This window comes from Sporosarcina sp. Marseille-Q4063 (assembly GCF_018309085.1).
Classification (GTDB): domain Bacteria; phylum Bacillota; class Bacilli; order Bacillales_A; family Planococcaceae; genus Sporosarcina.
Map to the genome: position 1 here is coordinate 908,140 of NZ_CP070502.1, position 26,098 is coordinate 934,237.

22 protein-coding genes and 1 pseudogene are annotated in these 26,098 nt (G+C 40.3%); 3 read left to right on the forward strand and 20 right to left on the reverse strand.

The genetic code is table 11. The annotated features are described in order from the left end of the window. Positions 1-2: 2 nt before the first annotated feature. From JSQ81_RS04630 to gdhA, 5 genes and pseudogenes are all read right to left on the reverse strand, one after another. The gene (locus JSQ81_RS04630; RefSeq protein ID WP_212606555.1) at positions 3-2,096 is read right to left on the reverse strand and encodes a BglG family transcription antiterminator; all 2,094 of its coding nucleotides are present in this window, start codon (positions 2,094-2,096) and stop codon (positions 3-5) included. Positions 2,097-2,177: 81 nt separating this feature from the next. Beyond that, entirely contained in the window at positions 2,178-3,617 is a 1,440-nt protein-coding gene (locus JSQ81_RS04635; RefSeq protein WP_212606556.1) for a PTS mannitol transporter subunit IIBC, read from the reverse strand. A 289-nt stretch (positions 3,618-3,906) separates the two neighbouring features. Then, on the reverse strand, positions 3,907-4,458 hold the full coding sequence (locus JSQ81_RS04640) for a GNAT family N-acetyltransferase (protein ID WP_212606557.1): 552 nt from the start codon (positions 4,456-4,458) through the stop codon (positions 3,907-3,909). Between the two features lie 376 nt (positions 4,459-4,834). Continuing rightward, positions 4,835-4,966, reverse strand: a pseudogene (locus tag JSQ81_RS04645) (argininosuccinate synthase); the annotation flags it as partial. Between the two features lie 85 nt (positions 4,967-5,051). Beyond that, positions 5,052-6,434: an NADP-specific glutamate dehydrogenase gene (gdhA, locus tag JSQ81_RS04650; protein WP_212606558.1), complete on the reverse strand. Its 1,383-nt coding sequence runs from the start codon at positions 6,432-6,434 to the stop codon at positions 5,052-5,054. Between the two features lie 329 nt (positions 6,435-6,763). Here gdhA and JSQ81_RS04655 point away from each other — a divergent pair, with 329 nt between their 5' ends. Continuing rightward, positions 6,764-6,904, forward strand: coding sequence for a hypothetical protein (locus JSQ81_RS04655; protein ID WP_212606559.1), 141 nt, complete (start codon positions 6,764-6,766; stop codon positions 6,902-6,904). A 40-nt stretch (positions 6,905-6,944) separates the two neighbouring features. On the opposite strand, the gene JSQ81_RS04660 is transcribed toward JSQ81_RS04655, so the two are convergent. The 5 genes from JSQ81_RS04660 to JSQ81_RS04680 form a co-directional block, all read right to left on the reverse strand. Continuing rightward, positions 6,945-7,727 carry an HAD family hydrolase gene (locus JSQ81_RS04660; RefSeq protein ID WP_212606560.1) on the reverse strand — a complete coding sequence of 261 codons (783 nt, stop codon included), beginning with the start codon at positions 7,725-7,727 and terminating at the stop codon, positions 6,945-6,947. A gap of 57 nt (positions 7,728-7,784) precedes the next feature. Next, complete coding sequence (ilvD, locus tag JSQ81_RS04665; protein WP_212606561.1) at positions 7,785-9,473, reverse strand: dihydroxy-acid dehydratase; 1,689 nt, start codon at positions 9,471-9,473, stop codon at positions 7,785-7,787. Positions 9,474-9,602: 129 nt separating this feature from the next. Continuing rightward, on the reverse strand, positions 9,603-10,892 hold the full coding sequence (locus tag JSQ81_RS04670; protein WP_212606562.1) for a LysM peptidoglycan-binding domain-containing protein: 1,290 nt from the start codon (positions 10,890-10,892) through the stop codon (positions 9,603-9,605). Positions 10,893-11,411: 519 nt separating this feature from the next. Continuing rightward, positions 11,412-13,085 carry an FAD-binding dehydrogenase gene (locus tag JSQ81_RS04675; protein WP_212606563.1) on the reverse strand — a complete coding sequence of 558 codons (1,674 nt, stop codon included), beginning with the start codon at positions 13,083-13,085 and terminating at the stop codon, positions 11,412-11,414. A 25-nt stretch (positions 13,086-13,110) separates the two neighbouring features. After that, positions 13,111-13,896, reverse strand: coding sequence for an MBL fold metallo-hydrolase (locus JSQ81_RS04680; protein ID WP_212606564.1), 786 nt, complete (start codon positions 13,894-13,896; stop codon positions 13,111-13,113). A 128-nt stretch (positions 13,897-14,024) separates the two neighbouring features. Between JSQ81_RS04680 and JSQ81_RS04685 the strand changes: the two genes are divergently transcribed. Together JSQ81_RS04685 and JSQ81_RS04690 are read left to right on the forward strand one after the other, a co-directional pair. Next, on the forward strand, positions 14,025-14,666 hold the full coding sequence (locus JSQ81_RS04685) for a spore coat protein (protein WP_371812508.1): 642 nt from the start codon (positions 14,025-14,027) through the stop codon (positions 14,664-14,666). Between the two features lie 132 nt (positions 14,667-14,798). After that, complete coding sequence (locus JSQ81_RS04690) at positions 14,799-15,461, forward strand: HAD family hydrolase (RefSeq protein ID WP_371812509.1); 663 nt, start codon at positions 14,799-14,801, stop codon at positions 15,459-15,461. A gap of 39 nt (positions 15,462-15,500) precedes the next feature. On the opposite strand, the gene JSQ81_RS04695 is transcribed toward JSQ81_RS04690, so the two are convergent. The 10 genes from JSQ81_RS04695 to JSQ81_RS04740 form a co-directional block, all read right to left on the reverse strand. After that, the gene (locus tag JSQ81_RS04695; protein ID WP_212607549.1) at positions 15,501-17,405 is read right to left on the reverse strand and encodes a PTS fructose transporter subunit IIABC; all 1,905 of its coding nucleotides are present in this window, start codon (positions 17,403-17,405) and stop codon (positions 15,501-15,503) included. Continuing rightward, positions 17,405-18,334: a 1-phosphofructokinase gene (gene pfkB / locus JSQ81_RS04700; protein WP_212606565.1), complete on the reverse strand. Its 930-nt coding sequence runs from the start codon at positions 18,332-18,334 to the stop codon at positions 17,405-17,407. Before pfkB ends, JSQ81_RS04695 begins: the two co-directional genes overlap by 1 nt. Then, the gene (locus JSQ81_RS04705) at positions 18,331-19,083 is read right to left on the reverse strand and encodes a DeoR/GlpR family DNA-binding transcription regulator (protein ID WP_212606566.1); all 753 of its coding nucleotides are present in this window, start codon (positions 19,081-19,083) and stop codon (positions 18,331-18,333) included. The genes pfkB and JSQ81_RS04705 overlap by 4 nt, the downstream gene beginning before the upstream one ends. A gap of 151 nt (positions 19,084-19,234) precedes the next feature. Then, positions 19,235-20,221 (reverse strand): S8 family peptidase, encoded by a 987-nt coding sequence (locus tag JSQ81_RS04710; protein ID WP_212606567.1) that lies wholly within the window; start codon positions 20,219-20,221, stop codon positions 19,235-19,237. Positions 20,222-20,587: 366 nt separating this feature from the next. Continuing rightward, on the reverse strand, positions 20,588-21,202 hold the full coding sequence (locus tag JSQ81_RS04715) for a pyroglutamyl-peptidase I (protein WP_212606568.1): 615 nt from the start codon (positions 21,200-21,202) through the stop codon (positions 20,588-20,590). 71 nt (positions 21,203-21,273) lie between these two features. Continuing rightward, a complete protein-coding gene (locus JSQ81_RS04720) occupies positions 21,274-21,513 on the reverse strand; it encodes a ferredoxin family protein (RefSeq protein WP_210468246.1) in 240 nt (79 codons plus the stop codon). A gap of 448 nt (positions 21,514-21,961) precedes the next feature. Further along, positions 21,962-22,150, reverse strand: a complete 189-nt coding sequence (locus JSQ81_RS04725) for a hypothetical protein (protein ID WP_212606569.1) — start codon at positions 22,148-22,150, stop codon at positions 21,962-21,964. Between the two features lie 21 nt (positions 22,151-22,171). Then, a complete protein-coding gene (metA, locus tag JSQ81_RS04730) occupies positions 22,172-23,080 on the reverse strand; it encodes a homoserine O-acetyltransferase MetA (protein ID WP_212606570.1) in 909 nt (302 codons plus the stop codon). Between the two features lie 490 nt (positions 23,081-23,570). Beyond that, entirely contained in the window at positions 23,571-25,175 is a 1,605-nt protein-coding gene (locus JSQ81_RS04735; RefSeq protein WP_212606571.1) for an ABC transporter permease, read from the reverse strand. Beyond that, positions 25,175-26,080: an ABC transporter ATP-binding protein gene (locus tag JSQ81_RS04740; protein WP_212606572.1), complete on the reverse strand. Its 906-nt coding sequence runs from the start codon at positions 26,078-26,080 to the stop codon at positions 25,175-25,177. Before JSQ81_RS04740 ends, JSQ81_RS04735 begins: the two co-directional genes overlap by 1 nt. Positions 26,081-26,098: the final 18 nt, after the last annotated feature.

Consider the following 26,098-nt stretch of genomic DNA (forward strand, 5'->3'; position numbering starts at 1 on the left):
CCTTAGTTTTTAATTATTTCATCCACAAACTGTTCCAACTTCGACCCTAAATATGAATGAATTACCTTCTCATCTTCAGATTCGAATAACTCGATACTATGTTCACTTTCGATAATCAATGTACTAATTAAACTCAACACTTCTAATCCAGGCTCGTGATACGGATTTGGTGACAACAACAGTAATACACGACTTATTTCAATGTTGTTTCCGTCCATCGCCTTCATTACAATAGGTTCCCGAAGCGTATGTACTGTAAACGAAGATTTTAGCACTTGTTCATGCTTCGTGTGAAATAATGCCAACTTCGTATCGGGAATCCCTACCCCACCCATTGCTTCCCTTGCAAACAATGCTTCAGTTATAACTTCTGCATTTTGAACGACCTCTTCTTTTTCCAGGTTCTCACACAATTTCCGGATACAAGTTTTCAGCGGGACGGCCTCTCTTTCAATCGTAAGTTGAAATCCGTCTAGCAGGTCAGCTGCAGCTCCTGTATAGAAATGAATTCGCTCCATTCGTGCTGCAATAGCTTCTACATTAGAATCTTGCTTCTTCAATTCAGGCGATGAGGTTTTAATCAGCATTTTCCTCTTTACATATAACCCAATTTGATTAACTTCTTCCACAGTTAAAAATGGACTAACCGTAATATATTCATATGGGAAATCCTCCAAATGAATGGTTGAAATCACTAAATCTCTATCCGAAATTTGAAGTTCATTGAGTTCGAAAACAGAAACGTTCCTTACTTCCTCAATCTCCCGAATTTCGCGCCGGAGCTGCGTTGCCAACATTTTTGAAGTGCCGATGCCGCTTGAACAAACAACATATGCTTTCAAATTGTTTTTTCCTGTCAAACCAAGAATAGCAGATCCAAAATGCATGACTAAGTAGCCTATTTCTTCATCAGGAATCTTTAAATCCAGAAAAGTTTTTTCACATGCTTCGGTAACAATTTGAAATAAATCCTTATAATCTTTGCGTATACTTTGTAGTAGTGGATTCGTAATTCCCATATTTTGTTCAATTCGATATAAGGCTGGCCTTAAATGTGTGATAAGACCTTCCAAAAGCGGCGCATTATTCGTCAAATGATAACCAGAGATTTCTTCCACATTTTCTATCAATTTCTTCGTTTGCATAACGATTGGCAGACTTGGAATCTCGGGCAGATTTTCTTCATTTTCACGAAGCTTAGCCCCTTGTAGATGCATCGTAATATACCCAATTTCAGCTTCCGGAATTTCAATGTTAAAACGTGAAATTAACTGGTTAATTATTTTCCGTGCAGTCTCGTATTCCGGTTCCTGTTTCAGCTGGTTTAAGAAATCTGCATTCATTTCAATTTTTTCGCCTTGCTTAATGCGCTCAATTGCCAACGCTAAATGAACAATCAGCCCGACATATGCATTATCCGTAATTGAAATGAGGGTATCATTTTTTAATTCTCGCATGACATCCTCAATAACGAGCAGCTTTTCTCGATCAACAAGATGCAATAAGCGCTCGGAAATGGCATTCTCTTGAACAGCAAATTTCTTCCCGAGGCTGTCCTCAATTAAAGATAAAAATTCATCCTCTTTTAATGACTTGGCAATCACATAACTAATTGCCCTTCGCTTCGCTTTTTCAGGCCCGCTCAATTCAACGCCATATCCTCTTTTTCTCAGGATCGATAGTTGAAAGTGCTCTAACTGTTCCTCTAATTTTATTAAATCAGCACTAATCGTTGCGACTGTAACGCGTAATTCATTGGCTAAAGTAAATAACTTTACGGGTCCTGCTGCTTCATATAATGTACACAGAATCAGCGTTTGTCTTTCGTCTGCTAAATAATCCTGTAAGGTGAGCGTCATCAGCTTTCTTTTCAGATTTTCTTTACTTTCCTCAGGCCCCGTAATTTGAATACCGACGCCGGTTTTTCTGATTAGCCCAAGATCGTATTCATTCAAAAGCTTTTCAATGCCTTTTAAATCACGATGAATTGTTCGTGGGCTGACGTCAATTTTCTCGGCCAAATCTTTAATTGTTAATTCTTCGCGTTTGTCGAGCAATATTTCCACGATGAGTTTTTCCCTGGCAGAAATAAACATTAGAAACACTCCATTATCACGCTAGATTTTCATCAATAAAACTCAGCTTACATTTCATAAGCTGAGTTTTATGGACTAACTTTATTCCTGCAGCTTGTCTAGAAGTTCATCATATTTCGGGCTGTTCAAAAAGTTTTCAACCGAAATATGGTATGCAGTTGGTACTTTTTCCTGCGCGCGTTCAGTTAAGTCTTTATGGGTAATGACAACTTTTGCATCCGCAGGTAAATTGTTAATCGCCATATTTGAAACGGCGATGTCGAGATCTGCCTTCTTCACTTTGTTTCTTAATATGCCGGCACCCATGGCACTGGAACCCATTCCTGCGTCACAGGCGAAGATAATGCTTTTGACGTCAGAAAATGAAATTTCCTTTGTTGGTTCTTCCACAACTGGTTGTTGCATCAGATTTGCTGCGCGACTTTCTTTTCCTTTTAATGCAGACGTCTTTTCCGTCGCTTTCGCTAACTCATCATCATCTTCATCTGATTGTTTGGCAGTCTTTAAAATAAGTGCTGCTATAATGAAGGACACGGCTGTTGCGACCAGAACTCCCGCAATGACACCAAAATAACCGCCTCTCGGCGTAAGCGCAAGAATTGCAAAGATGCTCCCTGGTGAAGCCGCTGCCACTAATCCCGCTCCTAATAACTGGAACGTAAATACGCCAGCTGCTCCCCCGGAAATTGCCGCGACCAATAGTAGCGGTCTCATCAAAATGTACGGGAAGTATATTTCATGAATTCCACCAAGGAAATGAATAATACCTGCACCGGATGCAGTTTGTTTCGCCATACCTCTTCCGAAAAACATATAAGCTAGTAAAATTCCGAATCCTGGTCCCGGATTCGACTCTAATAGAAAGAGTATGGATTTTCCAACTTGCGCGGATTGTTCAATCCCAATCGGGCTTAACACACCATGGTTGATGGCATTATTTAAGAACAATACTTTTCCTGGTTCAATAAATACACTCGCGATCGGCAGTAAGTTTGCATCGACGATTACTTGAACACCTGCTGCAAGCGATTTATTTAACCCCTCCACTAAAGGACCAATTCCTTTATAAGCGACAAGCGTTAAAGCACCTCCAATAATTCCTGCTGAGAAATTATTGACGAGCATCTCAAAACCTGACTTCACTTTTCCTTCGATCAATTTATCAAACTTCTTAATGACCCATCCACCTAAAGGTCCTACAATCATCGCTCCAAGGAACATTGGAATATCTGCACCAACAATGACACCCATTGTTAATGTCGCACCGACGACTCCCCCGCGAATATCATAAACAATACGTCCACCTGTAAAACCAATTAAAATTGGCAATAAGTAGAACAATATTGGATCTACCAGTTCTGCAAAACTTGCATTCGGTCTCCAACCTGTCGGGATGAATAACGCGGTGATTAATCCCCAAGCGATAAACGCGCCAATGTTCGGCATGATCATGCCGCTTAGGAAACTTCCAAAACGTTGAATCCTAACTTTAATATCTTTTTGTTGTGGTTCTTTTGTCATTTAGGTAAACTCCTTTCTTAAGTTTTCATATGACACGAAAATCTTTTATTGATTCTTTTCAATAGTAAAGCGTTTTCACTCAATAAGCTATTGAATGAAAACGCCATTTTGTCACATCTATTGTTGCCATCTTTTTTATTGTAATTACTAAAATTGAAGATTGATCACATTTATAAATCCCCTATTTTTATTACACATAAACTTAATTTAAGAAAAAAAGAAATCATTATTTCTTTAGTGTAGCTAAAACCTCATATCCGCCATTGATTATAAAAACCGCCTTATCGTATTACTTTATAATTTTTCGATTCAAAGTTTCTTCCATCAACGCCCAAGCCTCATCACAAGTTGGAGTAGTTAAGTATGGTTCAAATCCATAATTCAAGTACATATTAACCGCTTGGTAACTCGTCGTTTGCGATGTTAGATAAGCTTTCGAATGATGACGAGCCAAAATATTCATCGCTTCGCTCAATAATGGCTTTGAAAGTTTTCTACCTTGATATTCCGGCACCACACCTACCCAGTGGATTCTACCTAATCCTTCTCCATAGCCTGCTAAATCGCCGTACCAAGCAGTCGTCGTAGCAATTGCTTCTCCATGCTCATCTTCTATGAATAAACAACGTTCAGTCATTTCATCAATATGCGCGCCAAATTCTTTCTCGAAACGTGCAAGCGCAGCTTCTTCATCTTTAAATTCTTCTACACTCGTTTCAATCCTTGCCCAATCCTGCTCGTCCCCTTTTTCAAACAACCTTATTCGAAATCCAGCCGGAAGCGAATATTGAGGAATATCTAACATATCTTTTCTCACCATAGCAAGTTTAAGTCTTTTCATGAAAGCAACTCCTTGTCGTTAGTAACTGTTTTTTAAATATACAAATCATCGTAACATATCTTATAACGTTAAAAAGGAAATCAAACGGCGATTCTAAGTTATGCTTCTATATTACTAAGATTTCTCCAATGAATCATTTTTGCTTGCACTCATATGCGGTTTGCTTGCACTCCGACAGGTTTTCCTTGCACTAGAATGTGTTTTGTTTGCACTCATATAGCATTTGCTTGCTCTCAAAAGAATTTGCTTGCAAGTCGGGACCTACTATCTGTATGAAAACTGATGGATTGCTCTTGGTAGTGAAAATATAATCAAAAAAACTTGTCGAAATAATCATCGGTAAGTTCATATACTAACTAAATGTATTATGATTTTTCTACGCACCTTTTCTCTGAATCGCACTATGCACCTCAGTACCAAGCCCCCACAACTTAATAAAACCAACAGCAGCCGATTGATCAAATTCATCAGCTGAAGTATACGTTGCAAGCTTTTCATCGTATGAACTCGCTCCTCAAAACAAAAAAACACTAGACATTCACGCCAACTTTAAAGTTGTCGCATTGTCTAGTGTTCAAATTCAAGTTATTTACTTAGCGAATTCCATGAGCCATCATTGCATCCGCAACTTTTAAGAAACCTGCAATGTTGGCGCCGACGATTAAATTTCCAGGACGCCCATATTCCTCAGACGCACTTAAGCAACTTTGGAAAATTTCATTCATCACTTGTTTTAGTTTTTCGTCGACTTCATCAAATGTCCAGTTGAGGCGCATGCTGTTTTGAGACATTTCCATCGCTGATACAGCAACACCGCCCGCATTCGCTGCTTTCGCCGGAGCAAACAAGATGCCATTTTCGACAAATAAATCAATCGCTTCTTTTGTACATGGCATATTTGCGCCTTCCGCAATTGCTTTCACTTTATTATGGACAAGCTTGCGAGCTGCTGCCTCATCTATTTCATTTTGCGTTGCACATGGCAAAGCAATGTCACATTTTACAGACCAAATTCCAGAACATTCATCAAAAAACTTGGCACTAGAATGGAACTTTTTATATTCTTTAATTCGTTTATTTCCTTTTTCTTTTAATAGCTTGACTGTTTCGACGTTAATACCGTTTTCATCATAAATATAACCGCTCGAATCGCTGCATGCCACAACTTTGGCACCAAGCTCAATCGCTTTTTCCATTGCATATATCGAGACGTTTCCGGATCCTGATACGACAACTCGGCTTCCTTTAAAACTTAAATCATTCACTTTCAACATTTCTTCAGCAAAGTAAATGGTTCCGTAGCCTGTCGCTTCTTTTCTTCCCAAGCTACCGCCGTAATTCGGGTCTTTCCCCGTAAAGACGCCCGCTTTATGGCCCCCGTGTATACGATTGTACTGCCCGGACATATATTCAACTTCTCTTCGGCCAACGCCAATGTCACCAGCCGGCACATCGAGATCAGGACCGATATACTTACTCAACTCAGTCATAAAGCTTTGAACGAAACGCATAATTTCACGTTCGGACTTGTTCTTAGGGTCAAAGTCAGAGCCCCCTTTACCAGCTCCAATCGGTTGGCCTGTCAGAGAGTTTTTAAATATTTGTTCAAACGCTAAAAATTTCATGATACTTGTATTGACGGAAGGATGAAATCGGATTCCACCTTTGTAAGGTCCTAAATCGCTATTAAATTGCACACGGTACCCACGATTGACATGGACCTTGCCTTGGTCGTCTTCCCAAGCAACTCGAAAGGTGATAATTCGATCCGGCTCGGTGATTCTCTCCAAAATTCCATCGCGAATATAATGCGGATTTTTTGAAAACACCGGACGTAATGAATCAAATATCTCCCGGGTAGCTTGTAAAAATTCTACTTCCCCTGGGTTTCGCTTTTTTATCAAAGAATAAACTTCATGGACATAATCATTTGCAAGTTTTTTCGGATCTTCATAAGTTTCATTTAAATTTGCCAAAACATCATCAGTCCTTCCTTAAATGCGTAGGCTTTAATAAAATTCAGCGTGTATTTATAAATACTAAATACATACATCCCCTTTAATTACTGAAATGACGGGCTTCCGCTGAATCATGTTAAATTACACGAATTTAGTATATTTCTTTATAATACAATTAAATCACGATAGATTCAACATGAATATTTGAAAAAATGAATCAATATTGTGTACAACCCAATATAAAATACTTTATTTTTTCAATAAAAAGGTGTATTATTACAGTATTCAGACAACTAGTTGTCGAATATAGTCTTTCAAATCTAGCAAAAGGAAGAAGGAAAAAAACAATGAAACCAATGAAAATAATACGAACAATTCTGAGTGCAAATTTCTTGTTGTTATTTGTCTTTGCTTTTCTTCCCATCCTGATGATTAAACCAGATATCGAAATTATGCAAATTGTATTGGAATTTATCAATAAAGAATAATAGAATGAGAAAAGGCCTCTCAATATGAAAGGCCTTTCCTTTATTTATCCAGTATCGGAAATAGTTCTTCCAAGTTCTTGATTTCATATGTCGGTTTGATTTCCTCGTGTGGTTCATCGTTGTCTCGGTTGATCCAAACAGATGGAATTCCGACGTAGGATGCCCCCAAAATATCGGTCATTAAGTTATCTCCAACCATCAACGCTTCACTTGGCTTCACGTTGCAAAGTTCCAATGCATGATCAAAGATTGTTCGGTCCGGTTTTCCTACTCCAAACCCTCCCGAAATAATAATATGCTCGAAATACGGTGCAATTTCAGGTGTGATTTCAAGTTTCGTATTTTGCAAACTTGGCGAGCCATTTGTCATTAATAATAGCTGATAGTCATTTTTCAGTTTATCGAGTACCTGAAAAGTTTCTTCATAAACGAATGGACTTTTCTTGCGTTCTTCAATAAATAATTCCGCGAGCTCACTGCCTAATTTTGCATCTTTAATCCCAAGACGGCTAAGTCCTCGCGTCCAGGCATCACGTCGATAGGTCGGGACGATTTCTTTCATCCTCTGAAAACTATCAGATTCATCATCAAACGTACCCCATAACCCTTCAAATGGGTTAATCCCAATCATTTTTGTGAATTCATATGTTTCATACGTTTCGTAAAGCCCTCTCGCTTCTTCTCGAACGGCTTCTTCGAGTTTGTCGGGATCTATATCATAGCTTCCGGATGCTGCCTCGCAAGTCTTTTGAAAAGCAGTCGCTACACTTTTCTTATCCCATAATAATGTATCGTCCAAATCAAAAAATAATGCTTTAATCATCGTTATCCCCTATTCATAAAGAATCGCCCCTAGCTAGACTAGGAGCGTTCGTTCAAGTTATTTCCGATTGAAAAAATCTGTTACAGCACCGATTGAGGCGCAGGATACGTTATGTGCGTATTTCCCTAAAACCCCACGTGTGTGTAATGGCGGTGCAACCCAATCTTTTTTACGCTTTTCAAATTCTTCATCTGAAACTGCGACCTTTATTTCTTGTGTTTCAGCGCTAATTGTTATTATATCATCATTCTTGATAAAAGCGATTGGTCCGCCGTCTTGTGCTTCCGGAGAGATATGACCGACGACTAATCCATGTGTCCCGCCGGAAAATCTTCCGTCTGTTAAGAGCGCAACTTTTTCACCCAAGCCTTTACCAACAAGTATACCAGAAATCGAAAGCATTTCCGGCATACCTGGACCGCCTTTTGGACCGACATGTCGAATAACCAAGACGTCGCCTTCTTTAACTTCATTCTCCATTACGGCATTCGTTGCATCTTCTTCCGTATCAAACACACGAGCAGGACCTGTATGAGTTTTGACGGAAACACCTGACATTTTTGCAACTGCTCCATTAGGTGAAAGATTACCTTTTAGAATGACAAGCGGTCCTTCTTTACTTAACGCTTTATCGAAAGGCATGATAATCTTCTGGCCTTCAGCTAAGTCAGGTGCCTCTTGAAGGTTTTCAGCAACTGATTTACCAGTTACAGTCAGACAATCTCCATGTAGATAACCAGCTTCTAGAAGCATTTTCATAACGGCTTGTACACCGCCAATTCGGTGTAAATCTTCCATTACATACTTCCCGCTTGGTCTTAAATCTGCGAGATGCGGTGTTTTCTTTTGAATTCGATCAAAATCATCCATCGTCAAATCAATTTCAATCGCATGTGCCATCGCAAGTAAGTGAAGAACAGCGTTTGTTGATCCACCTAGTACCATGACAACTGTGATCGCATTTTCAAATGCTTCTTTCGTCATGATATCTTTTGGATAAATTCCTTTTTCCATCAAATTAACGAGCGCATGACCAGCTTCTTCACAATCTGCTAATTTATCCCCCGAAACTGCTGGGTTTGATGCACTTCCTGGTAAACTCATGCCGAGCGCTTCAATGGCTGATGACATTGTGTTTGCAGTATACATCCCCCCGCAAGAACCAGCACCAGGACATGCGTGACATTCAATTTTTCGCAGTTCTTCTTCATCGATTTGTCCGCTATTTAATTGACCGACACCCTCAAATACCGAAACTAGATCGATACTCTCCCCGTGGAGTTTCCCTGCCGCAATCGTACCGCCATATACAAATATAGCCGGCACTTCCGAGTTTGCAATTGCAATCATACAACCGGGCATGTTTTTATCGCAGCCCCCGATTGCAACAAGTCCGTCCAGGTTTTCGCCGCCAACAACTGTTTCAATGGAGTCAGCAATTACATCACGGCTCGGCAAGGAATAACGCATTCCTTCTGTGCCCATTGAAATTCCATCCGCGATCGTAATCGTATTAAAGATCATTGGAACTGCTCCGGCATCTCTTGCACCTTTTTTCGCGGCAATCGCCAACTTATCAATATGTATATTACAGGGTGTTACTTCACTCCACGTACTTGCAATCCCTACCATTGGTTTTTCAAAATCTTCATCCGTTACCCCAACAGCACGTAACATCGCACGGTTTGGTGCTCTCTTGGTGCCTTCACTAAAAACTTTACTATGAATTCTCATATCTTTTTTCACTCTATTTCCACCTCTTTCATTGTTACATTATACGACATCTTTTATATAGTTCAATGTTTTCTTACAAATTAATATAAAAATAGTAATCCTTTGCTATTAAAATGCGCAGGATTACTAGACTTGTCAGAATCATCTTTTTCGTATCGTAAAATTATCTTTTAATAAAAGCCAATTTTGCGGAAAAGCTAAACCAAGTTTCCAATACATAATGCCTCGAAGATTAAACTGTTTGATTAAATCAAATTTAGCTTGGATGCTTCTCGCGTCTTCAAACCAAACTTCATGATAGACTCCAGCTGCGTCGTAGTAAGTAAAAAACGGTGCTTGTGCGACATAATCATATTGAATCGCCACATTTTCTCGTAGTGCAAGCGCAATCGCTTGTTGAGGACTTAATGCTTTCGCCGGCGCGCCGCCTTGTGTCGGGAATGGTGCTGACCAGTCATATCCATATAGGTTTTGACCCAACATAACTTTATTGCTCGGCATAACGCTTGTTGCATATTCTACAACCCGTCGAACCGGAATAATTGGACTCACCGCTTGCGGTTCACTGTACGTAAATCCCCATTCATACGTCATAAGTGCAACAAAGTCCATTAATGCACCATGTGCCGCATAATCATGTCCACCGTATATGCCCGTTAACACATTAGCTGGCATGGGGGCAACTGCTGTTGATACTGTCAATCCAGCCATATGCAACCGAGTTCTAGCGCGACTGAGAAAATTATTATAAAGTTGCCTGTCAGCTGGAAAAAGTAGTTCAAAATCAAAGTGAATGTCTTTGTACCCGATATCATTTGCAACTTGAATGATATTTCCAAATAACTGATTCTGTGCAGCTAAATCCGTGAGAATAGCATTAGCAAGTGTAGGTTCAAATCGAAAGTTTTCTAAGTTACTAACAACCATTGCATTCGCGACGCCATTAGAGCTTGCGATTTGAGGTATATTATCTATTGTCGGGGCTTGTAATGACCCATTTCGCAGTACTTGATAACTAAACATCGCAAGATAAGTTAAATAAGTTCCACTCGTTTTATCACGAACCTCTTCAATCATCACTTCTGTAACCGGCGTGCGCGGCTCTACATAAAGCATCGTATCAATTGCCGGTTTCGTTTTTTGGGGAATTTGAAGCCTTTGACCAATTTGCAAAATCGCGGTGGCTGCTAAACTGTTAGCATTCGCAAGCGCGGCAATCGTGGTGCCATATCGTCTTGCAATGCTAAAAAGTGATTCGCGTGGTTGTACAATATGAAAACTCCCCTCGACGGGAATGACTAACGCCTGCCCGACTACAAGTCTAGATGGATCCGATATTTCATTTGCTGTTGCAACTTCTTCAACCGATACGCCATATGTCCTTCCAATCGCATATAAACTTTCCCCTCGTTGAACTACGTGGATTTGCATTCGCTCATCTACCTTTCTTTCAAAAATACCCTCTCTCTAAAAGTTTATTGATGTGACAAGCTCAATATGCATACAATTAATAAGCCGTCGAATTTAGTAGTATGCGATTAATAACGATAAGCGGAAAAACGTACTTTTTTCCCGAAAATATATGCCCTTTCAAATTAATTCGCATACACTAACGATGACAGGGCAATTGCCTATGCGATGAAGAAAAATATAGTCGAAGGAAGGGAAACGCTTGAATGTCAAAAAAGTTTTCCGAACATTTTTCTGCGCAAATTTACTCTTATTATTCGTCTTTACATTTCTTCCAGTCCTAATTTTAAATCCAAACTGGGACCAACTTGAATCTATTCTAAACTACATGAATAAAGACTAATGAAGAGCATGCTTGAAAGACGCCGAAACGACTAATAACCTGATGCAAACGACCAATACCTCAGACCAAACGACCAATGTCTCCGCGAAAATTCAAAAACGCCGAAGCTCATCTACACTGAGCTTCGGCATTTTACTCTATATATACGAATCTAGTTCTATAACTAATCCTTTTCCCGCTTCCCTGCCAGAAAAAATGCATCCCCCGAGAAAAGTCCCTTCCAACGACCGATAGCCGTGTACACCACCGCCCCCGAATCCTGCTACCTCACCCGCAGCATACAACCCTTTCACAGGCTCCCCGGATGAATTAAGAACTCGACCGCTTAAATCCGTTTGTAACCCGCCCAATGTTTTCCGACTAACGATGTGCAACCGAACAGCAATCATCGGGCCTTTTTTAGGATCCAAGATTTTATGCGGAGATACGACGCGAATCAACCGGTCACCGACGTACTTACGCGCCCCTCGCAAGGCAGTGATTTGAAGGTCCTTCGTAAATGAATTTTCAACTTCCTGATCTCTTGCAACAATTAAACGTTTAATATTTTCAAATTCCAATAGATTATCACCAGTCAAATCATTCATACCATCAACTAACTCTTCCAAATTCTTAGCTACGATAAAATCCTCGCCTTTATCAATAAACGCTTGCACGGGAGCCGTTGGACCAGGTAGAATGCGCTGCAATACCTTTTTAATACTTTTTCCGGTTAAATCTGGATTTTGCTCCGATCCGGACAATGCAAATTCTTTTTCAATGATTTCTTGTGTAAGAAGTGTAAGAATGAACCACGAATAGTCATAACCGGTTTTACGAAGGGTATCAAGCGTCCCCAACGTATCAAAACCCGGGAAATTCGGTGCCGGAAGTCTTTGCCCTTTTGCATCCAACCAAAGTGAAGACGGCCCCGGCAAAATACGAATACCATGTTTCCCCCAAATCGGATTCCAATTTTTAATGCCCTCTGTATAATGCCACATCCGGTCCCGGTTAACGATTCTACCGCCCGCACTTTCTGTAATTCCAAGCATCCGACCATCGACATGCGCGGGAACGCCTGAAATCATGCTTTTTGGCGCTTCACCAAGACGTGCGGGCCAATTTTCTCGGATAAGCTCTTCATTTGCACCGATGCCACCGCTCGTCACTAACACTGCTTTCCCAAAAACTTCAAAATTATCAACAACCTCGCGTGAACTTGCTTCTCCTCGCGCGGCAGAACTCGGAACAAGACGAGAACCGCGCACCCCAACGACAGTACCATCTTCGGTTAATAATTCATCGACACGATGTCGCGGAAGATATTCGACTAACCCGGCATTTATCCCTGAACGGACATCGTCTTCAAACGGTTTAACAATCCCCGGTCCGGTTCCCCAAACAATATGGAACCTGGGAACTGAATTTCCAGGACCTTCAGCAAGTTGACCACCGCGCTCCGCCCAACCTACTACTGGGAAAAAACGAATGCCCCGAGCACGTAACCATTCCCGTTTTTCACCCGCAGCAAATTTGACGTAAGCTTCAGCCCATTTTCTCCCCCAATAATCTTCATCATCTTCCCGGTCGAATCCCGCTGTTCCGAGCCAGTCTTTCCAAGCAAGCTCATATGAATCTTTAACGCCAAGCCTTCGCTGTTCAGGCGAATCAACAAGAAATAATCCGCCAAACGACCACCAAGCCTGTCCCCCAAGAGAGGCTTCCGGTTCCTGATCTAACAACAGCACTTTCTTTCCAGCATCTATTAGTTCAGCAGTAGCTACTAAACCAGCTAAGCCAGCGCCAACAACAATCGCATCATACGCCACTACAATCCCCCTTTGTAATATGTATTTATTTTAAAATAGAGTTCACAATATGAATTGGTGAGTTTTCAAAAAGTGAAAAATAGTTCATCGGATGACTTTTCGGAAAGAGTTCTTTACGAATTTTTCGATTAGATTTTCCATTTTCATGCATGGATAATACTGCTTGTTGTATTTTCTCCAAGTAGGCTAATTTATCCTTTATTACTTTTCTTCCGTTCGGGATAATTCCTGCGTGCGAACAAATATATGTTTCAAAGTCATAAGTCAATATTAAACGCAACGAGCTGATGATTTCAGGAATTGATTCGAATGCAAATAGGCTCCTTGGTCTTGATTGCACGTACAAATCACCGCCAAACAACCACTTTTTTTCACGATTAAACAGAACGATATGATCATGTGAATGACCGGGCGAATGGATGATATCCCAAGTATAATTCGGGGTTTTGAACTTGTTTCCCAATGGCTGAGCTTCAAAAGGCGCTCGTTCGCCCCAAAACATTTTCCGGTAAAAAGGAAGCTTCATTCGGTTATTACAAGAATTCACGCCAGTTTCATGAATATAAATTGGTACTTTTTTGTTATCCTGAATCCATCGTGCTGTGCCTGTATGATCTTCATGGTGATGCGTCAAAATAACTTCATTAATTTTCCAATCATTAAATAACGGGATTAATTTTTCGTTCATTTTCGAAGGACCTGTATCGATAAGAAGCCCATCAATAAAATACACAGAGACTAATAACTGCCTTCCCGCAAATTTATTTATAAACTCCGCTTGCACTAAATCGTCATATGAAATAATGTTCACATAATCGCTCCCCTTTTTTACATAACGAATCTATTTTTGATTTTTCAATATAATTAATGAATATCTTTTAATTCTACATCCATACTATGGTTGATGCAAAAAACTTTTATTAGTAGGAGGAATTTTAGTTGAATCAAAATCAATCCGGCGGCGAAACTCATCAAAACATGCACACTGGTAATGTACCTGGGCAAATGAATCATGGTGGTCATGAGTTATTCGATGTTCACGAAGTTCTTTCAGGATCAGTTGCAGCTTTAAACCAGATGATATTAATGCGCCCACAAGTAAAGGACCCGGAATTACTCGATATTATGGACCGTCAATACCGCTTCGCTTTAGATGAATACAACATTACCGTAGAAGCTTTTAAGACAGGAACAGATCCATCACATCCGACCGGTTCCTATAAAATGACGCAAGGCAATGATTTCGTATACGGTATGAAACAGTCCCAACCGAAAAAACCGATTCAATCGGAATCAGAAATATCCGATGAAATTATATCCGGATTCATGCTTGATGCGGCAAAAACCGGTGCTTCAGCAAAAGCGATGGCTGCTCTTGAAACCACTAATCCAGTTGTGCGCCGTGTACTCGCGGATTCTGTACCGAATTGTATCGAAATGGCTTACGAGCTTTCAATTTATCAAAATAAACACCATTACTACCAAGTGCCTCAACTTGCACAGCAAGATATGCAACAATTACTGAATGCATTTGCAACCGGCGGACAACCAGCAATGCCAAACCAACAGAACTTACAGTAATAAGAAATACTATTCCAAAGCCGAGAGCCTTCTTTCTCGGCTTTATTCTTTTTGACAAGCCTTCATTGCAGATGCGCCGCAAACACTGTATCATTTCACTATAGAGAACTTGATTGGAAGGAAATGATGATAATGATGCGGGTTGCAATTGTTGATTTTGATGGAACTTTGTACGCAAAAGAAACATTTCAAATTTTGATGGACCATTTGAAAGAACATCCGGTTTATCACAACAGATATAATCGGTTTTTTCGTTCGATTTTACCACCTTACATTGGCCATAAAATGAAAATCTATCCCAAACATAAAATGCGCGAACGTTCCATGCAAATTTATTTGGATGCGTTGAAAGATTTATCCGTCGAAGAGATGGATACCTATTTCCGCGAAGTGGTTGCGAAAATGCAAGCCGATTTCAATCCAGATGTCGTATCCAAAGTTAAGCAACATGCAGCTGACGGTGTCCATGTCATGCTTGTTTCCGGGGCCTATACACCACTTTTACATATCGCAGTGGATGGATTGCCATTCGATAAAATAATCGGGACGAATATCCCCGTCAAAAATTCAGTTATCGATTTAAAAACACCACTTCTCCACGTTCAAGGTACTGGGAAAAATGAACAAATTGAAACAGCTTTAGCGAATAAAGAAATTGATTGGGCCAATAGTTTCGCATATGGCGATAGTTATTCAGATTTATCGGTTCTCGATTTAGTCGGAAATCCGGTGGCCGTTCAACCCGAAGATCAATTAAAAGCTGTTGCTAAAAAAAGAAATTGGATAATAATTTAAAAAGAACCCGTTGCTAAATTAGCAACGGGTTCTTTACGCTTATGCAAGCTGTGGATTATTCTTTTTAAGCATCCCTGCAAGTAGCGCAGTGACAATTGTTCCGATTACTATCGCAAGCGCGTACAGCAATATGCTTCCAATGCCGCCCTCGACTAGCCCCATGACAAACACGCCGCCATGCGGTGCACGTAAAGCAATGTCAAAGAACATCGAAAGTCCGCCTGTAACAGCAGCACCCGCGACCGACGCAGGTATCACACGGGCCGGATCCGCTGCTGCAAACGGAATTACACCTTCCGTTATAAAGCACGCTCCGAGAACATACGCGGTTTTACCCGCTTCTCTTTCCTGCTTCGTAAAACGATTTTTAAATAATGTCGTTGCAAGAGCGATTCCAAGCGGCGGGACCATTCCAGCTGCCATTACCGCCGCGATGAACGTGAAGTTTTGAGCGTCAAGCATCGCAATTCCAAATGTATACGCTGCTTTATTTATCGGACCGCCCAAATCGATTGCCATCATCGCTCCTAATACGATCCCAACTAACACAACATTTGTACCGCCAAGCCCTTCCAAAAACGAAGTCAACCCCGTATAAATCTTTGTTAATGGTGGATTAATAACCATCATGGCCAACCCTGTAAATGCAATACTAAATACCGGGAAAAACAAAACCGGCTTTAACCCTTCAAGCGCATCTGGTAATTTCGAAAACATTTTCTTGACGAACAACGTTAAATATCCTGCAAGAAATCCTGCGATTAATCCGCCTAAAAATCCAGATCCACCAGCTGCTCCTTCTACTCCGGTAACTGTAATGGCGATCAATCCACCAACCATTCCCGGTGCAAAAGCAGGACGGTCCGCGATACTTGAGGCGATGAATCCCGCTAACACAGGAACCATCAAGAAGAAAGCCTTACCTCCGCCGATTTCGCTCAGCATTGCCGCAAATGCATTGTATTCAGGACTGTCCGGATTACCCGACTCGATTCCCCAGAAAAATGACAATGCAATTAATATTCCGCCCCCAACAACAAATGGGAGCATATTGGAAACACCGTTCATCAAATGCTTATAAAACCCGCCCCGCGACTCAGTTTTCTCATCGTCACCTTTACCATCATGTTTATAAATCGGCGCATCAATATTGACTGCTCGATTTAATATATCCTCAGTTTCATAGATTGCTTTACCGACAGGGATTTGGATAACAGGCTTTCCGTTAAAGCGCGCCATCTCAACTTTTGTATCGGCAGCTACAATAATTGCATCCGCTTCCGCAATCTCTGCATCCGTTAATCGATTTTTCACGCCGCTCGAACCATTCGTTTCAACTTTAATCGAAATGCCCATTTTTTTCGCAGTTTCAGAGAGTTTCTCTGCAGCCATAAATGTATGCGCAATTCCCGTCGGACAAGCTGTAACCGCAAGTATCTTCCCAGCCGTTTGCGAAGCTTCTTCAACTACTTCTTCCGGTCCGTCTACCTCGACTTCTTTTTCATTGACAATCGCTAACAACTCTTCCTTCGACGTTGCGGCAAGCAGTTTTTCTCTAAATTGATCATCCATCAAAAAAGTCGCCAGTCTGGAAAGCGCTTCCAGGTGATCATTGTTTGCACCATCACTTGCCGCAATCATGAAGAAAATATGCGCAGGTTGTCCATCAAGAGATTCAAAGTCGATTCCTTCAGTTGATCGACCGAACGCAATTGCCGGTTTTTTCACGGCAGCAGACTTCGCATGAGGAATTGCAATCCCATCGCCGATTCCCGTCGTGCTCTGCTCTTCACGCGCTAAAATATCCGCCATAAACGAAGCTTTGTCATTTAACGTTCCCGCTTCGTCGAGTTGCGTAACCAATTCTTTTAATATATCCGGCTTCGACTTAGATTGGACATCTAGAATAATCGTTTCTTCTCGTAATAAATCCGTGATTTTCATCATCGCTCATTCCCTTCTGTAATTGAACCGATTGTTATTTGTTCCAGCAATTGATCGACATCGTTTTTCTCGCATAAATCGGATGAAAAAGCAGTCGCGCTTCCGCTAGCCACTCCGTAGCGAAACGCCTCAGTCGCATCTTCATTTTTCGTAAATGAAGCTAAAAACCCAGCAACTAGTGAATCTCCAGCGCCGACCGTATTAACGACTTGCCCTTTTGGCGCCTCTGCAAATAACGCTAAATCCCTCGTCACAAGCAAAGCACCTTCGCCGCCCATCGAAACAACAACATGCTGAATTCCCTTTCCAACAAGTTTCTTCGCGAAGTGTAAAGCTTCTTCCTTAGTCGATATTTCGGTATCAAAAAGTTCTCCAAGTTCTTCAATATTCGGTTTGATAAGAAACGGTTTCGTGTGAATTAAATCTTTCAACGCAGCCCCTGATGTATCTAAAACAAACTTGATGTTGTTTTTCTCACAAATAGCCGCAAGTTTCTCGAAAAATAAAGTTGGAATTGAATCCGTTAAACTTCCCGCCAATACGAACCAGTCACCGGATGTCATCGCTTTCACTTTTTCAAGCAACTCGTTTTGTTGAAGAGCATTGATACTCGGTCCCGGGCCGTTCAACTCAGACTCTTCCGCCGCTTTAACTTTCACATTGATGCGTGTAATATCTTCCGTTTGAATAAAATCAGTCCGTATTCCCTCTTCTTTAAGAAAGTCAGTAATATATTGACCCGTGAAACCACCAATATAACCAAGCGCAATGCTGCTTGTCCCTAATCTTCCAAGCACCCGCGAAACGTTTATCCCTTTACCGCCGGGATAATAAAACACATCAGACGTGCGGTTCAATTCCCCCAATCGTAATTCAGGCAAAAAGGTCGTGTAGTCAAGACTAGGCGTAATCGTGCATGTATAAATCATGTTAAAACCACCTTCACTGTTGTCTGTTTCTCTAATTTTTCAAGCGACTTGTTTTCTAGTTTTCCCGTCAGTAAAGTCGCATTTTTTATGTCGTCAACTTTTGCAAAGCTTACTTTTTCGCATTTTGAATGATCTGCTAGGACATATGTTTTTTCAGCAAGCTTGCTCGCAAGTTGTTTAACAGCAGCTTCTTCAGGATCCGGCGTCGTGTAGCCAAACGCTTCATGGAAACCATTCGCACCTAAGAAACATTTATCAAAACGATAGTTTTCCAATGATTGAATCGTTTGAGGCCCGACAAGCGCGCTAGTTTTCCCTTTGACATAACCGCCTGTTAAATACGTAGTAATCCCATGCTTTATTAAACTATCCACATGAGTGAGACCATTTGTCACCACGACAACTTCTTTATTGCTCAAAAAAGAAATCATTTGAAATGTTGTCGTGCCCGCATCAAGATAAATACAATCTTCATCTTCAATTAACGATACTGCATATTTTGCAATTTCAATTTTCTCTTGAAGGTTTCTGGTTGATTTATCTACAATGCTATGTTCATGTCGTTTTCGTTCATTTACAGTCGCTCCGCCGTGAATTCTCGTTAACTTTTGTCGATTTTCAAGTTCCGTTAAATCACGGCGAATTGTTGACTCTGATGCATTCGTTATATCAATTACATCTTGTATTTTAATCGTTTTCTTTTCGGCCAATAAATTTAAAATCACTTCTTGTCGTTCAGTCGTTAACAAGCCAACACCACCTCGATTATGCTTTATAAATTTATAATAGCGAAATAAAACTTCAAAGTCAATCACGTTCAATCAAAATCAGTCAAAGCACAAATTAAAAAAGGATTGGAATCCATAGTTGAATTCCAATCCTTATAATTTACTATAAATATCAAATTAAAGACTTTTTAGTAGAGCAGTCTTTTAAAACCATATTTACAAATTCTTGATCAAATACCTTTTCAAGATGCTCTAAGACTGTTAAATAGATAACCCCGTTCCCCTCGAGTTTTGGAGAAAAGCCGAGTGGAACAGTTCTTTTGATTAGTTGAGCGTACAACTCCGGCTCCGAAAGTTCTCTGCCGAAATAATTATTAGCCCAGACCTTAATGAGTGCCAGTGCTCCGGAAACATGAGGAGCAGCCATGGATGTTCCGCTTAAGGCAGCATATTCCCCATTTAAATACGTTGATAAAATTTCTTCCCCCGGCGCCACTAAATCAATTTCATCGTGAGAACTTGTAAAATCGCTAGAAAGACGTTCAAAATTAATAGCGCCTACACAAATAACCTCATTATAGCGGCCTGGATATGCGAATTCATCTGTACGATCATTGCCATCTCCATCATTTCCAGCAGCACAAACGACCAAGATATTATTCAGAACTGCTAGTTTTATTGCTTCATAAAGTTCATGATTGTCATCGGGTCCTCCAAGCGACATTGAAATAATATCTGCTCTTTGTTCAATTGCATAATGAATACCAGCGATGATCCAATCATGTTGGCCTGAACCGTTTTCGTTAAGAACTTTCACAATCAACAAATTGGCTTCTGGAGCTACTCCAACTACGCCATCATTAGTTTCACTTGCAGCAATCGTCCCAGATATATGGGTGCCATGCCCATTATAGTCATTATATATTTCAGGATTACCACCATCATCATCTGTAAAATTTTTCCCGCCAATAATACGGTCTTTTAAATTAGGATGATCTAAATCACATCCTGTATCCAATACTGCAATTGTCACACCTTCCCCTTTCGTTTCCGGCCAAATTTTCGGAGCCTGAATCAATTCAATCCCTTTCGGCACTTCATTTACTTCATTTACCTGTTGATTTATCTGGTATGGAATAACACGAACAAATCGCTTCATTTTTCTCCTCCTCATACTTTAATATTAATAGGTAAATCCCTTATTCCTCCGATAAAGTAAAACGACGTGAAATAATGCGATTGTTTAATTGAATAAAAACGAAGAGTTAAAAAAGTTTAGGTCAACCATTTAGAGCAATGACGAAAGAAAATAGTAGCATTCACACATGTCAGGAGATAAAGTTACACAGAGTCAATTAGAGGCAATGAAATCAACGATGAACAACCAGCTCTGCAGGTTTCATTGATGACATACTTGAGGTTATTCTTTGGTTACCCACTTAGAAAACATTCAAACCATATAATGTAGAATATTTTTTTACCCGGTATGAAAGTTAAGAGAATATGAAAACAAACCTGAAGTGTTTTAGGATTCGTCGGAACCCAACACTTCAATGCATACAGAAATACCTTTTTTCAAATCGTCATGCGACCAACTTGGAATCCCTCCGTGCTGAATCGCCAATTCATGCGACGCTGGAATATGAATAAAACCGCATTTCATATTCGGTTGATTCATGTCCGCATAATGAAGTGCCTCGTACATGACGTTATTGCATAAATAAGTCCCTGCGGTATTAGAAATCGCTGCAGGCAACCCTGATTCTTGTAGGCGATTAACCATTTCTCGAATAGGTAATGACGTGAAATAACCGTCATCTCCATCAACCCGTATCGCTTCGTCAGTAGGCTTATTTCCCTCGTTATCAACATCCCCGTCTTTGACATTAATCGCGATTCGTTCAGGCGTTATCTTATAGCGACCGCCTGCAAGTCCTAGGGATATAACCGCATCGGGTTGAATCCTTTCAATATGCGTCAGTAATTGGCTGCCTGATGAAGCAAAATCAACACGTAAAATTTCACTATGGATTTTATAGTTTCCAATAATCTCGCCGTGTAATTCTCGGGCAATTTTCATCGTCGGATTCACTGTGAATTTCAAGAAAGGTTCAAATCCCGTTAAGAGTAGTGTTTTCATTCCCATTCCACCTTTATATTTAATTAGAAAAAAAGATATTCTCTAGTTAAGGAGAATATCTTTATGGTTAATTAAGCAATATTATAAAATGTTTTCGCTTTTTCTAGAAACGGCAGATCTTCATCAAGTAAATCCTCTTCGTGGTAAATCGCTTCAACCGGACATGCTGCTACACAAGCCCCGCAATCTATACAAACATCTGGGTCGATGAAGAACTGATCTTCGCCCTCTTCGATACAATCAACTGGACATACCATAACGCAATCCGCTGCTTTTTCTGTAATACAAGCAGATGTTATCACATAGGCCATCATATACGCCCCCTTTACAATTTTTCAGCTTCACGCTAGCTTCTATTAGTAAGTTTAATATACTTTACGTGAAATAAAAACCCTAATGTTTGTATTTAATGTGACTCAAAATAACAATGTTGACATTCACAAGTAAATACGGTATAGTTAATCAGTTAAGAAGTTGGGTAACAAATGAGATTTGATGTTCTGGCATTCTACGTAATGTTTTTGATATACTTATTCACACTGGCGCGACTATAGGGTCGCAAGGACGTAAAAGTAGGTAGGGTTTACGTTGCTTAGGTAGAAAACGCCGAGTGGAGCAAATTACCGCGGTTAAGAAAGTTCATACTTTCTATGGAAATTAATCTCTCAAACACTTGAGATGAAAAATCAATTCAAAAATTTAATGTTACCTAAAATAAACAAAGGGGTATTCTCAAATCGAGAATATCCCTTTTCCAATTTAATCTTTATTTCTCTTTGTTTCTTCCCGGATATAAAGTAAAATCATTAGAGCCCCCGCAGCGTTCAATGTAATATTTATAGTGAAGAATATTGTCCACAATCCCGGAGATAACGTAAAAACTTTGGAGAATACATAGATAACCATCGCTAGAACAATTAGTATAAACCCAGTATTCCTCTTCTTCATTGCAAATCACACCTCAATCTTTCATTTCCATTCAAAAGGTGTTTCTTGGTATACATAATAATTCAACCAATTCGAAAAGAGTAAATGTGTATGAGATCTCCATGTATTTAATGGTTTCTTTGTCGGATCATCATTCGGAAAGTAATTTTCCGGAACATTGATATCGATGCCTTTCGCTACATCTCTTTCATATTCTTCAGCAAGCGTACCCGCATCGTATTCCAAATGTCCGGTTAGCATGATATGTTTATCATCATTTGACATGACAATAAATGCGCCCGCATCATCGGATTCAGCTAGCAATGTCAAATTCGGATTCTTTTTAATTTCTTCAGAAGAAACAGTCGTATAGCGTGAATGCGGTGCGTTAAATTCATCATTAAACCCTTGAACAAGTTTTACTGTGACATCTGACAAACTATGATTGAACACGCCAGAACATTTTTCGGGCAACTCATATTTATCAATTCCATAATGGTGATAAAGCGCGGCCTGTGCCCCCCAACAAATATGTAAAACCGACGTCACATTGTCCTTCGACCAGTCCATTATCTTTGTTAATTCACTCCAATAATTAACATCCTCAAATTGTAAATGTTCAATCGGCGCACCCGTTATGATTAATCCATCAAATCGACGACCCTTTACATCTTCAAATGTTTCATAATAGTTATCTAGATGCGATTTGCTAATATTTTTCGAGTTGTGGGTTGCTGTATATAAAAACGTCACATTCACTTGAAGCGGCGTATTCCCCAACAAGCGCAACAATTGCAACTCCGTACGTTCTTTTTCAGGCATCAAATTCAAAATCGCGATATTAAGCGGTCGAATATCTTGCATTTTCGCACGATCTTCATCCATGACAAATATCTTTTCTTCCTTTAATAACTGTCGTGCCGGCAATCCTTTAGGTATATTTATCGGCAAATAAACTCTCCCCTTTTACCTTTTCATTATATGTATTTAGCATTTCTCAATAGTATACACTATTTTCGATTAATTCGAGTAAAGTGAAATTTTCCTTCTGATTTATTGTGAATTGACTTCGTTAATAATTTTGCTTGCAGTCAGAAGTGATTTGCTTGCACTCCGATGGGTTTTCCTTGCACTCTTAAACGGTTTGTTTGCACTCATATGCCATTTGCTTGCACTCAAAAGATTTTGCTTGCAAGTCGGGACCTTCTAACCATGAAAAAATGACTCGAAAGCAACTTAGCCGATAAGACAACACTTAATGACACCTTTTTTATAATGAAGTTAGTTGATTGGAGTGGAGGCGGTGATGCCCGCAGGAAAGCCTCCACCCGAAACGGAAATCAACGCATCAATTAAAAAACGAGCACCTGAAAAACGAACAGTTCAAGTGTACTCGCTAAAGTTATAAATATTTTTCATCTTACTTCTAGATTTCCAGTATTCACCCTTCAATATCCCGTCTATAATACCCAACAAAACCAACCACTGCCGCTATAATCGCAATCACAACTAAAATCGATACTTTCATATAATCCATGTCTTCAACAGGTATGTTCGGAACTTGGCCGAATGGCGATAGATTACCCAGCCACTCCGGAAACTGAAGCAACCCACCCAAATATACAACAACGAATGAATAAATTAAATATATCCATGTCAAGCCAGTCAACTTTGGAGCTGCGCCTATCAACAACGCCGCCAGACCAATCATGATCCACATTGCCGGAAGATAAACAACCGCTGCACCATACAGCGTTCCAAACGCCAGACCTTCTTCCATCACGGCATTTCCCGCAGACCACAACCCAATTGCGGCTAGCGATATCATCACAAAACTTGTTGCAATCGAAAGGACATATGAACTCGCCATTAATCGCGTCCGAGAAACCGCGCGGCCTAGCAAATGTTCCGTTCGATTCTTTTTTTCTTCACCGATAAGTTTATTCATTGCCATCAAAGCCGGAACAGTACTCAACATCGCCATAATGGACATTAACATCGTTATGAATTGATCGGTTAATGAAAATCCTTCGATAGGCGTTAGGAGCTCCGCCAACATCTCATTATCCGAGAAAAAGGTCTCTAGTTCGCCGAATACTGACCCGTAAGATGCACCAAGTATGAACATGCCGATTCCCCAAGCGATTAAACTCGTGCGCTGTAGCCTAAACATGAGACCTAATGGGCTTTGCAAAAACACTGATGCATGTCTTCTACCAGGCTTTGCCGGTAAAAACCCTGACCCTAAATCTCGAATTGCATTTAAGCAGAATGCCAGAAGAATTAAAAGCAATGCTACACCTATCGTTAACGCGATTGGCCACCAATAATTATTCACATAAACTTCTGAGCTTAACACCCAGCCTAACGGTGAAAACCAAGAAAGCGTCTCGTTTCCAACATCACCTACGGCACGGACAAGGTAAGAAACACCCAGCACAGTAAAAGCAAATCCAATCGTACCGCGAACGTTTTCCGAAAGCTGTGCAAAAACAGCCGTAACCGCTGTAAAAAATATCCCAGTTGCCCCTAAAGCGGCTCCATATAATAACGAGCCTTCCAAATCCATGCTATCAATGCCCATCCAAAACAATCCGAATCCAATTAGGACAGCAAATAGGATGTTCACGCCGCTCACAACAGCAACGGTTGACGCTAAATTGGACAAACGTCCCGTCGGCAAAGAACGAATCATTTCAATCCGGCCAACCTCTTCATCCGCACGAGTATGGCGCGCAACCAATAATATACTCATAAGTCCAAAGGCAATCGCCGTAAAAAGCAGCATTTCATGAGCAAACATAGCCCCAATTGTATAGTTTTCAATTCCGTAAACTGGACCAACCATTGCTGTCATCGCCGGATTTAACATCGTATCAGCAATCGCTTGTCTTTCCTCTTCTGTTCCATACAATTCAACAAATGTCTGTGCAACTAAAAAAGTAAATACCACTAATCCAACTAACCAAACCGAAATACGCAAACGATCTCTTCGTAATATGAAGCGCGAAAGAATGCTAGTTTTCGTAAATAGTTGATTTGCCATTAAACTGCACCTCCGACTCCTACCGAAACCCCTTCATAATGGCGCATAAATAAATCCTCCAATGTCGGCGGAGCACTTTCCAATCTAATAATCCCATATTGACTGACATACTTCATAACTTCGTCCAACGCTTCACTGTCAACATGGATGGAATACGATTGTCCATCTACTTCTATATCATGAACTCCTTTTACTTCGTGCAATGCAGTCATCGGCAATTTTGTTTCGACATGTAAATTAGTTCTTGTTAAGTGGCGCAACTCACTTAATGAGCCAGTTTCAATAATTTTCCCCTCACGAATAATCGCGACTTTATCGCATAACTTTTCAACTTCAGAGAGAATATGACTAGAAAGCAACACGCTCTTCCCTGCATTTTTCGCTTCCAGTATACAATCTTGAAATATACGTTCCATTAATGGGTCAAGTCCTGAAGTCGGTTCATCTAGAATATATAAATCCGCATCCGACGATAAAGCCGCAATCAAAGCAACTTTTTGCCGATTTCCTTTTGAATACGTTCTGCATTTTTTCGTAGGATCCAAATCAAATCGTTTTATTAACTCTTCTCGTCTACTTTTATTAGTTGTACCACGCAACTTTATAAATAGATCAATAACTTCCCCGCCCGTCAGGTTCGGCCAAAGATTTACATCCCCAGGCACATAAGCAATTCGTTTATGAATTTCAACCGCATCTGCCCACACATCTTTCCCGAAAATCTTTGCGCTACCTTCTGTCGCCTTTAAAATTCCCAACAAAACTCGAATCGTGGTTGACTTGCCTGCACCATTCGGACCTATGAAACCATAAATCTCCCCTTTTTCAACTTTTAGATTAACAGTATCCAAAGCAGTAAAACTTCCAAACTTCTTCGTCAAGTTGTTAATTTCTAAAATGGTCATTTCTCGCCCTCCTGTTAT

Excerpts from the sequence above, each read along its gene's own strand:
- JSQ81_RS04630 (WP_212606555.1), bottom strand. The coding sequence starts at position 2,096 with ATGTTTATTTCTGCCAGGGAAAAACTCATCGTGGAAATATTGCTCGAC.
- JSQ81_RS04635 (WP_212606556.1), bottom strand. The coding sequence starts at position 3,617 with ATGACAAAAGAACCACAACAAAAAGATATTAAAGTTAGGATTCAACGT.
- JSQ81_RS04640 (WP_212606557.1), bottom strand. The coding sequence starts at position 4,458 with ATGAAAAGACTTAAACTTGCTATGGTGAGAAAAGATATGTTAGATATT.
- JSQ81_RS04655 (WP_212606559.1), top strand. The coding sequence starts at position 6,764 with ATGAAACCAATGAAAATAATACGAACAATTCTGAGTGCAAATTTCTTG.
- JSQ81_RS04660 (WP_212606560.1), bottom strand. The coding sequence starts at position 7,727 with ATGATTAAAGCATTATTTTTTGATTTGGACGATACATTATTATGGGAT.
- JSQ81_RS04670 (WP_212606562.1), bottom strand. The coding sequence starts at position 10,892 with ATGCAAATCCACGTAGTTCAACGAGGGGAAAGTTTATATGCGATTGGA.
- JSQ81_RS04690 (WP_371812509.1), top strand. The coding sequence starts at position 14,799 with ATGATGCGGGTTGCAATTGTTGATTTTGATGGAACTTTGTACGCAAAA.
- JSQ81_RS04695 (WP_212607549.1), bottom strand. The coding sequence starts at position 17,405 with ATGAAAATCACGGATTTATTACGAGAAGAAACGATTATTCTAGATGTC.
- pfkB (WP_212606565.1), bottom strand. The coding sequence starts at position 18,334 with ATGATTTATACATGCACGATTACGCCTAGTCTTGACTACACGACCTTT.
- JSQ81_RS04710 (WP_212606567.1), bottom strand. The coding sequence starts at position 20,221 with ATGAAGCGATTTGTTCGTGTTATTCCATACCAGATAAATCAACAGGTA.
- JSQ81_RS04715 (WP_212606568.1), bottom strand. The coding sequence starts at position 21,202 with ATGAAAACACTACTCTTAACGGGATTTGAACCTTTCTTGAAATTCACA.
- JSQ81_RS04720 (WP_210468246.1), bottom strand. The coding sequence starts at position 21,513 with ATGGCCTATGTGATAACATCTGCTTGTATTACAGAAAAAGCAGCGGAT.
- JSQ81_RS04725 (WP_212606569.1), bottom strand. The coding sequence starts at position 22,150 with ATGAAGAAGAGGAATACTGGGTTTATACTAATTGTTCTAGCGATGGTT.
- JSQ81_RS04735 (WP_212606571.1), bottom strand. The coding sequence starts at position 25,175 with ATGGCAAATCAACTATTTACGAAAACTAGCATTCTTTCGCGCTTCATA.
- JSQ81_RS04740 (WP_212606572.1), bottom strand. The coding sequence starts at position 26,080 with ATGACCATTTTAGAAATTAACAACTTGACGAAGAAGTTTGGAAGTTTT.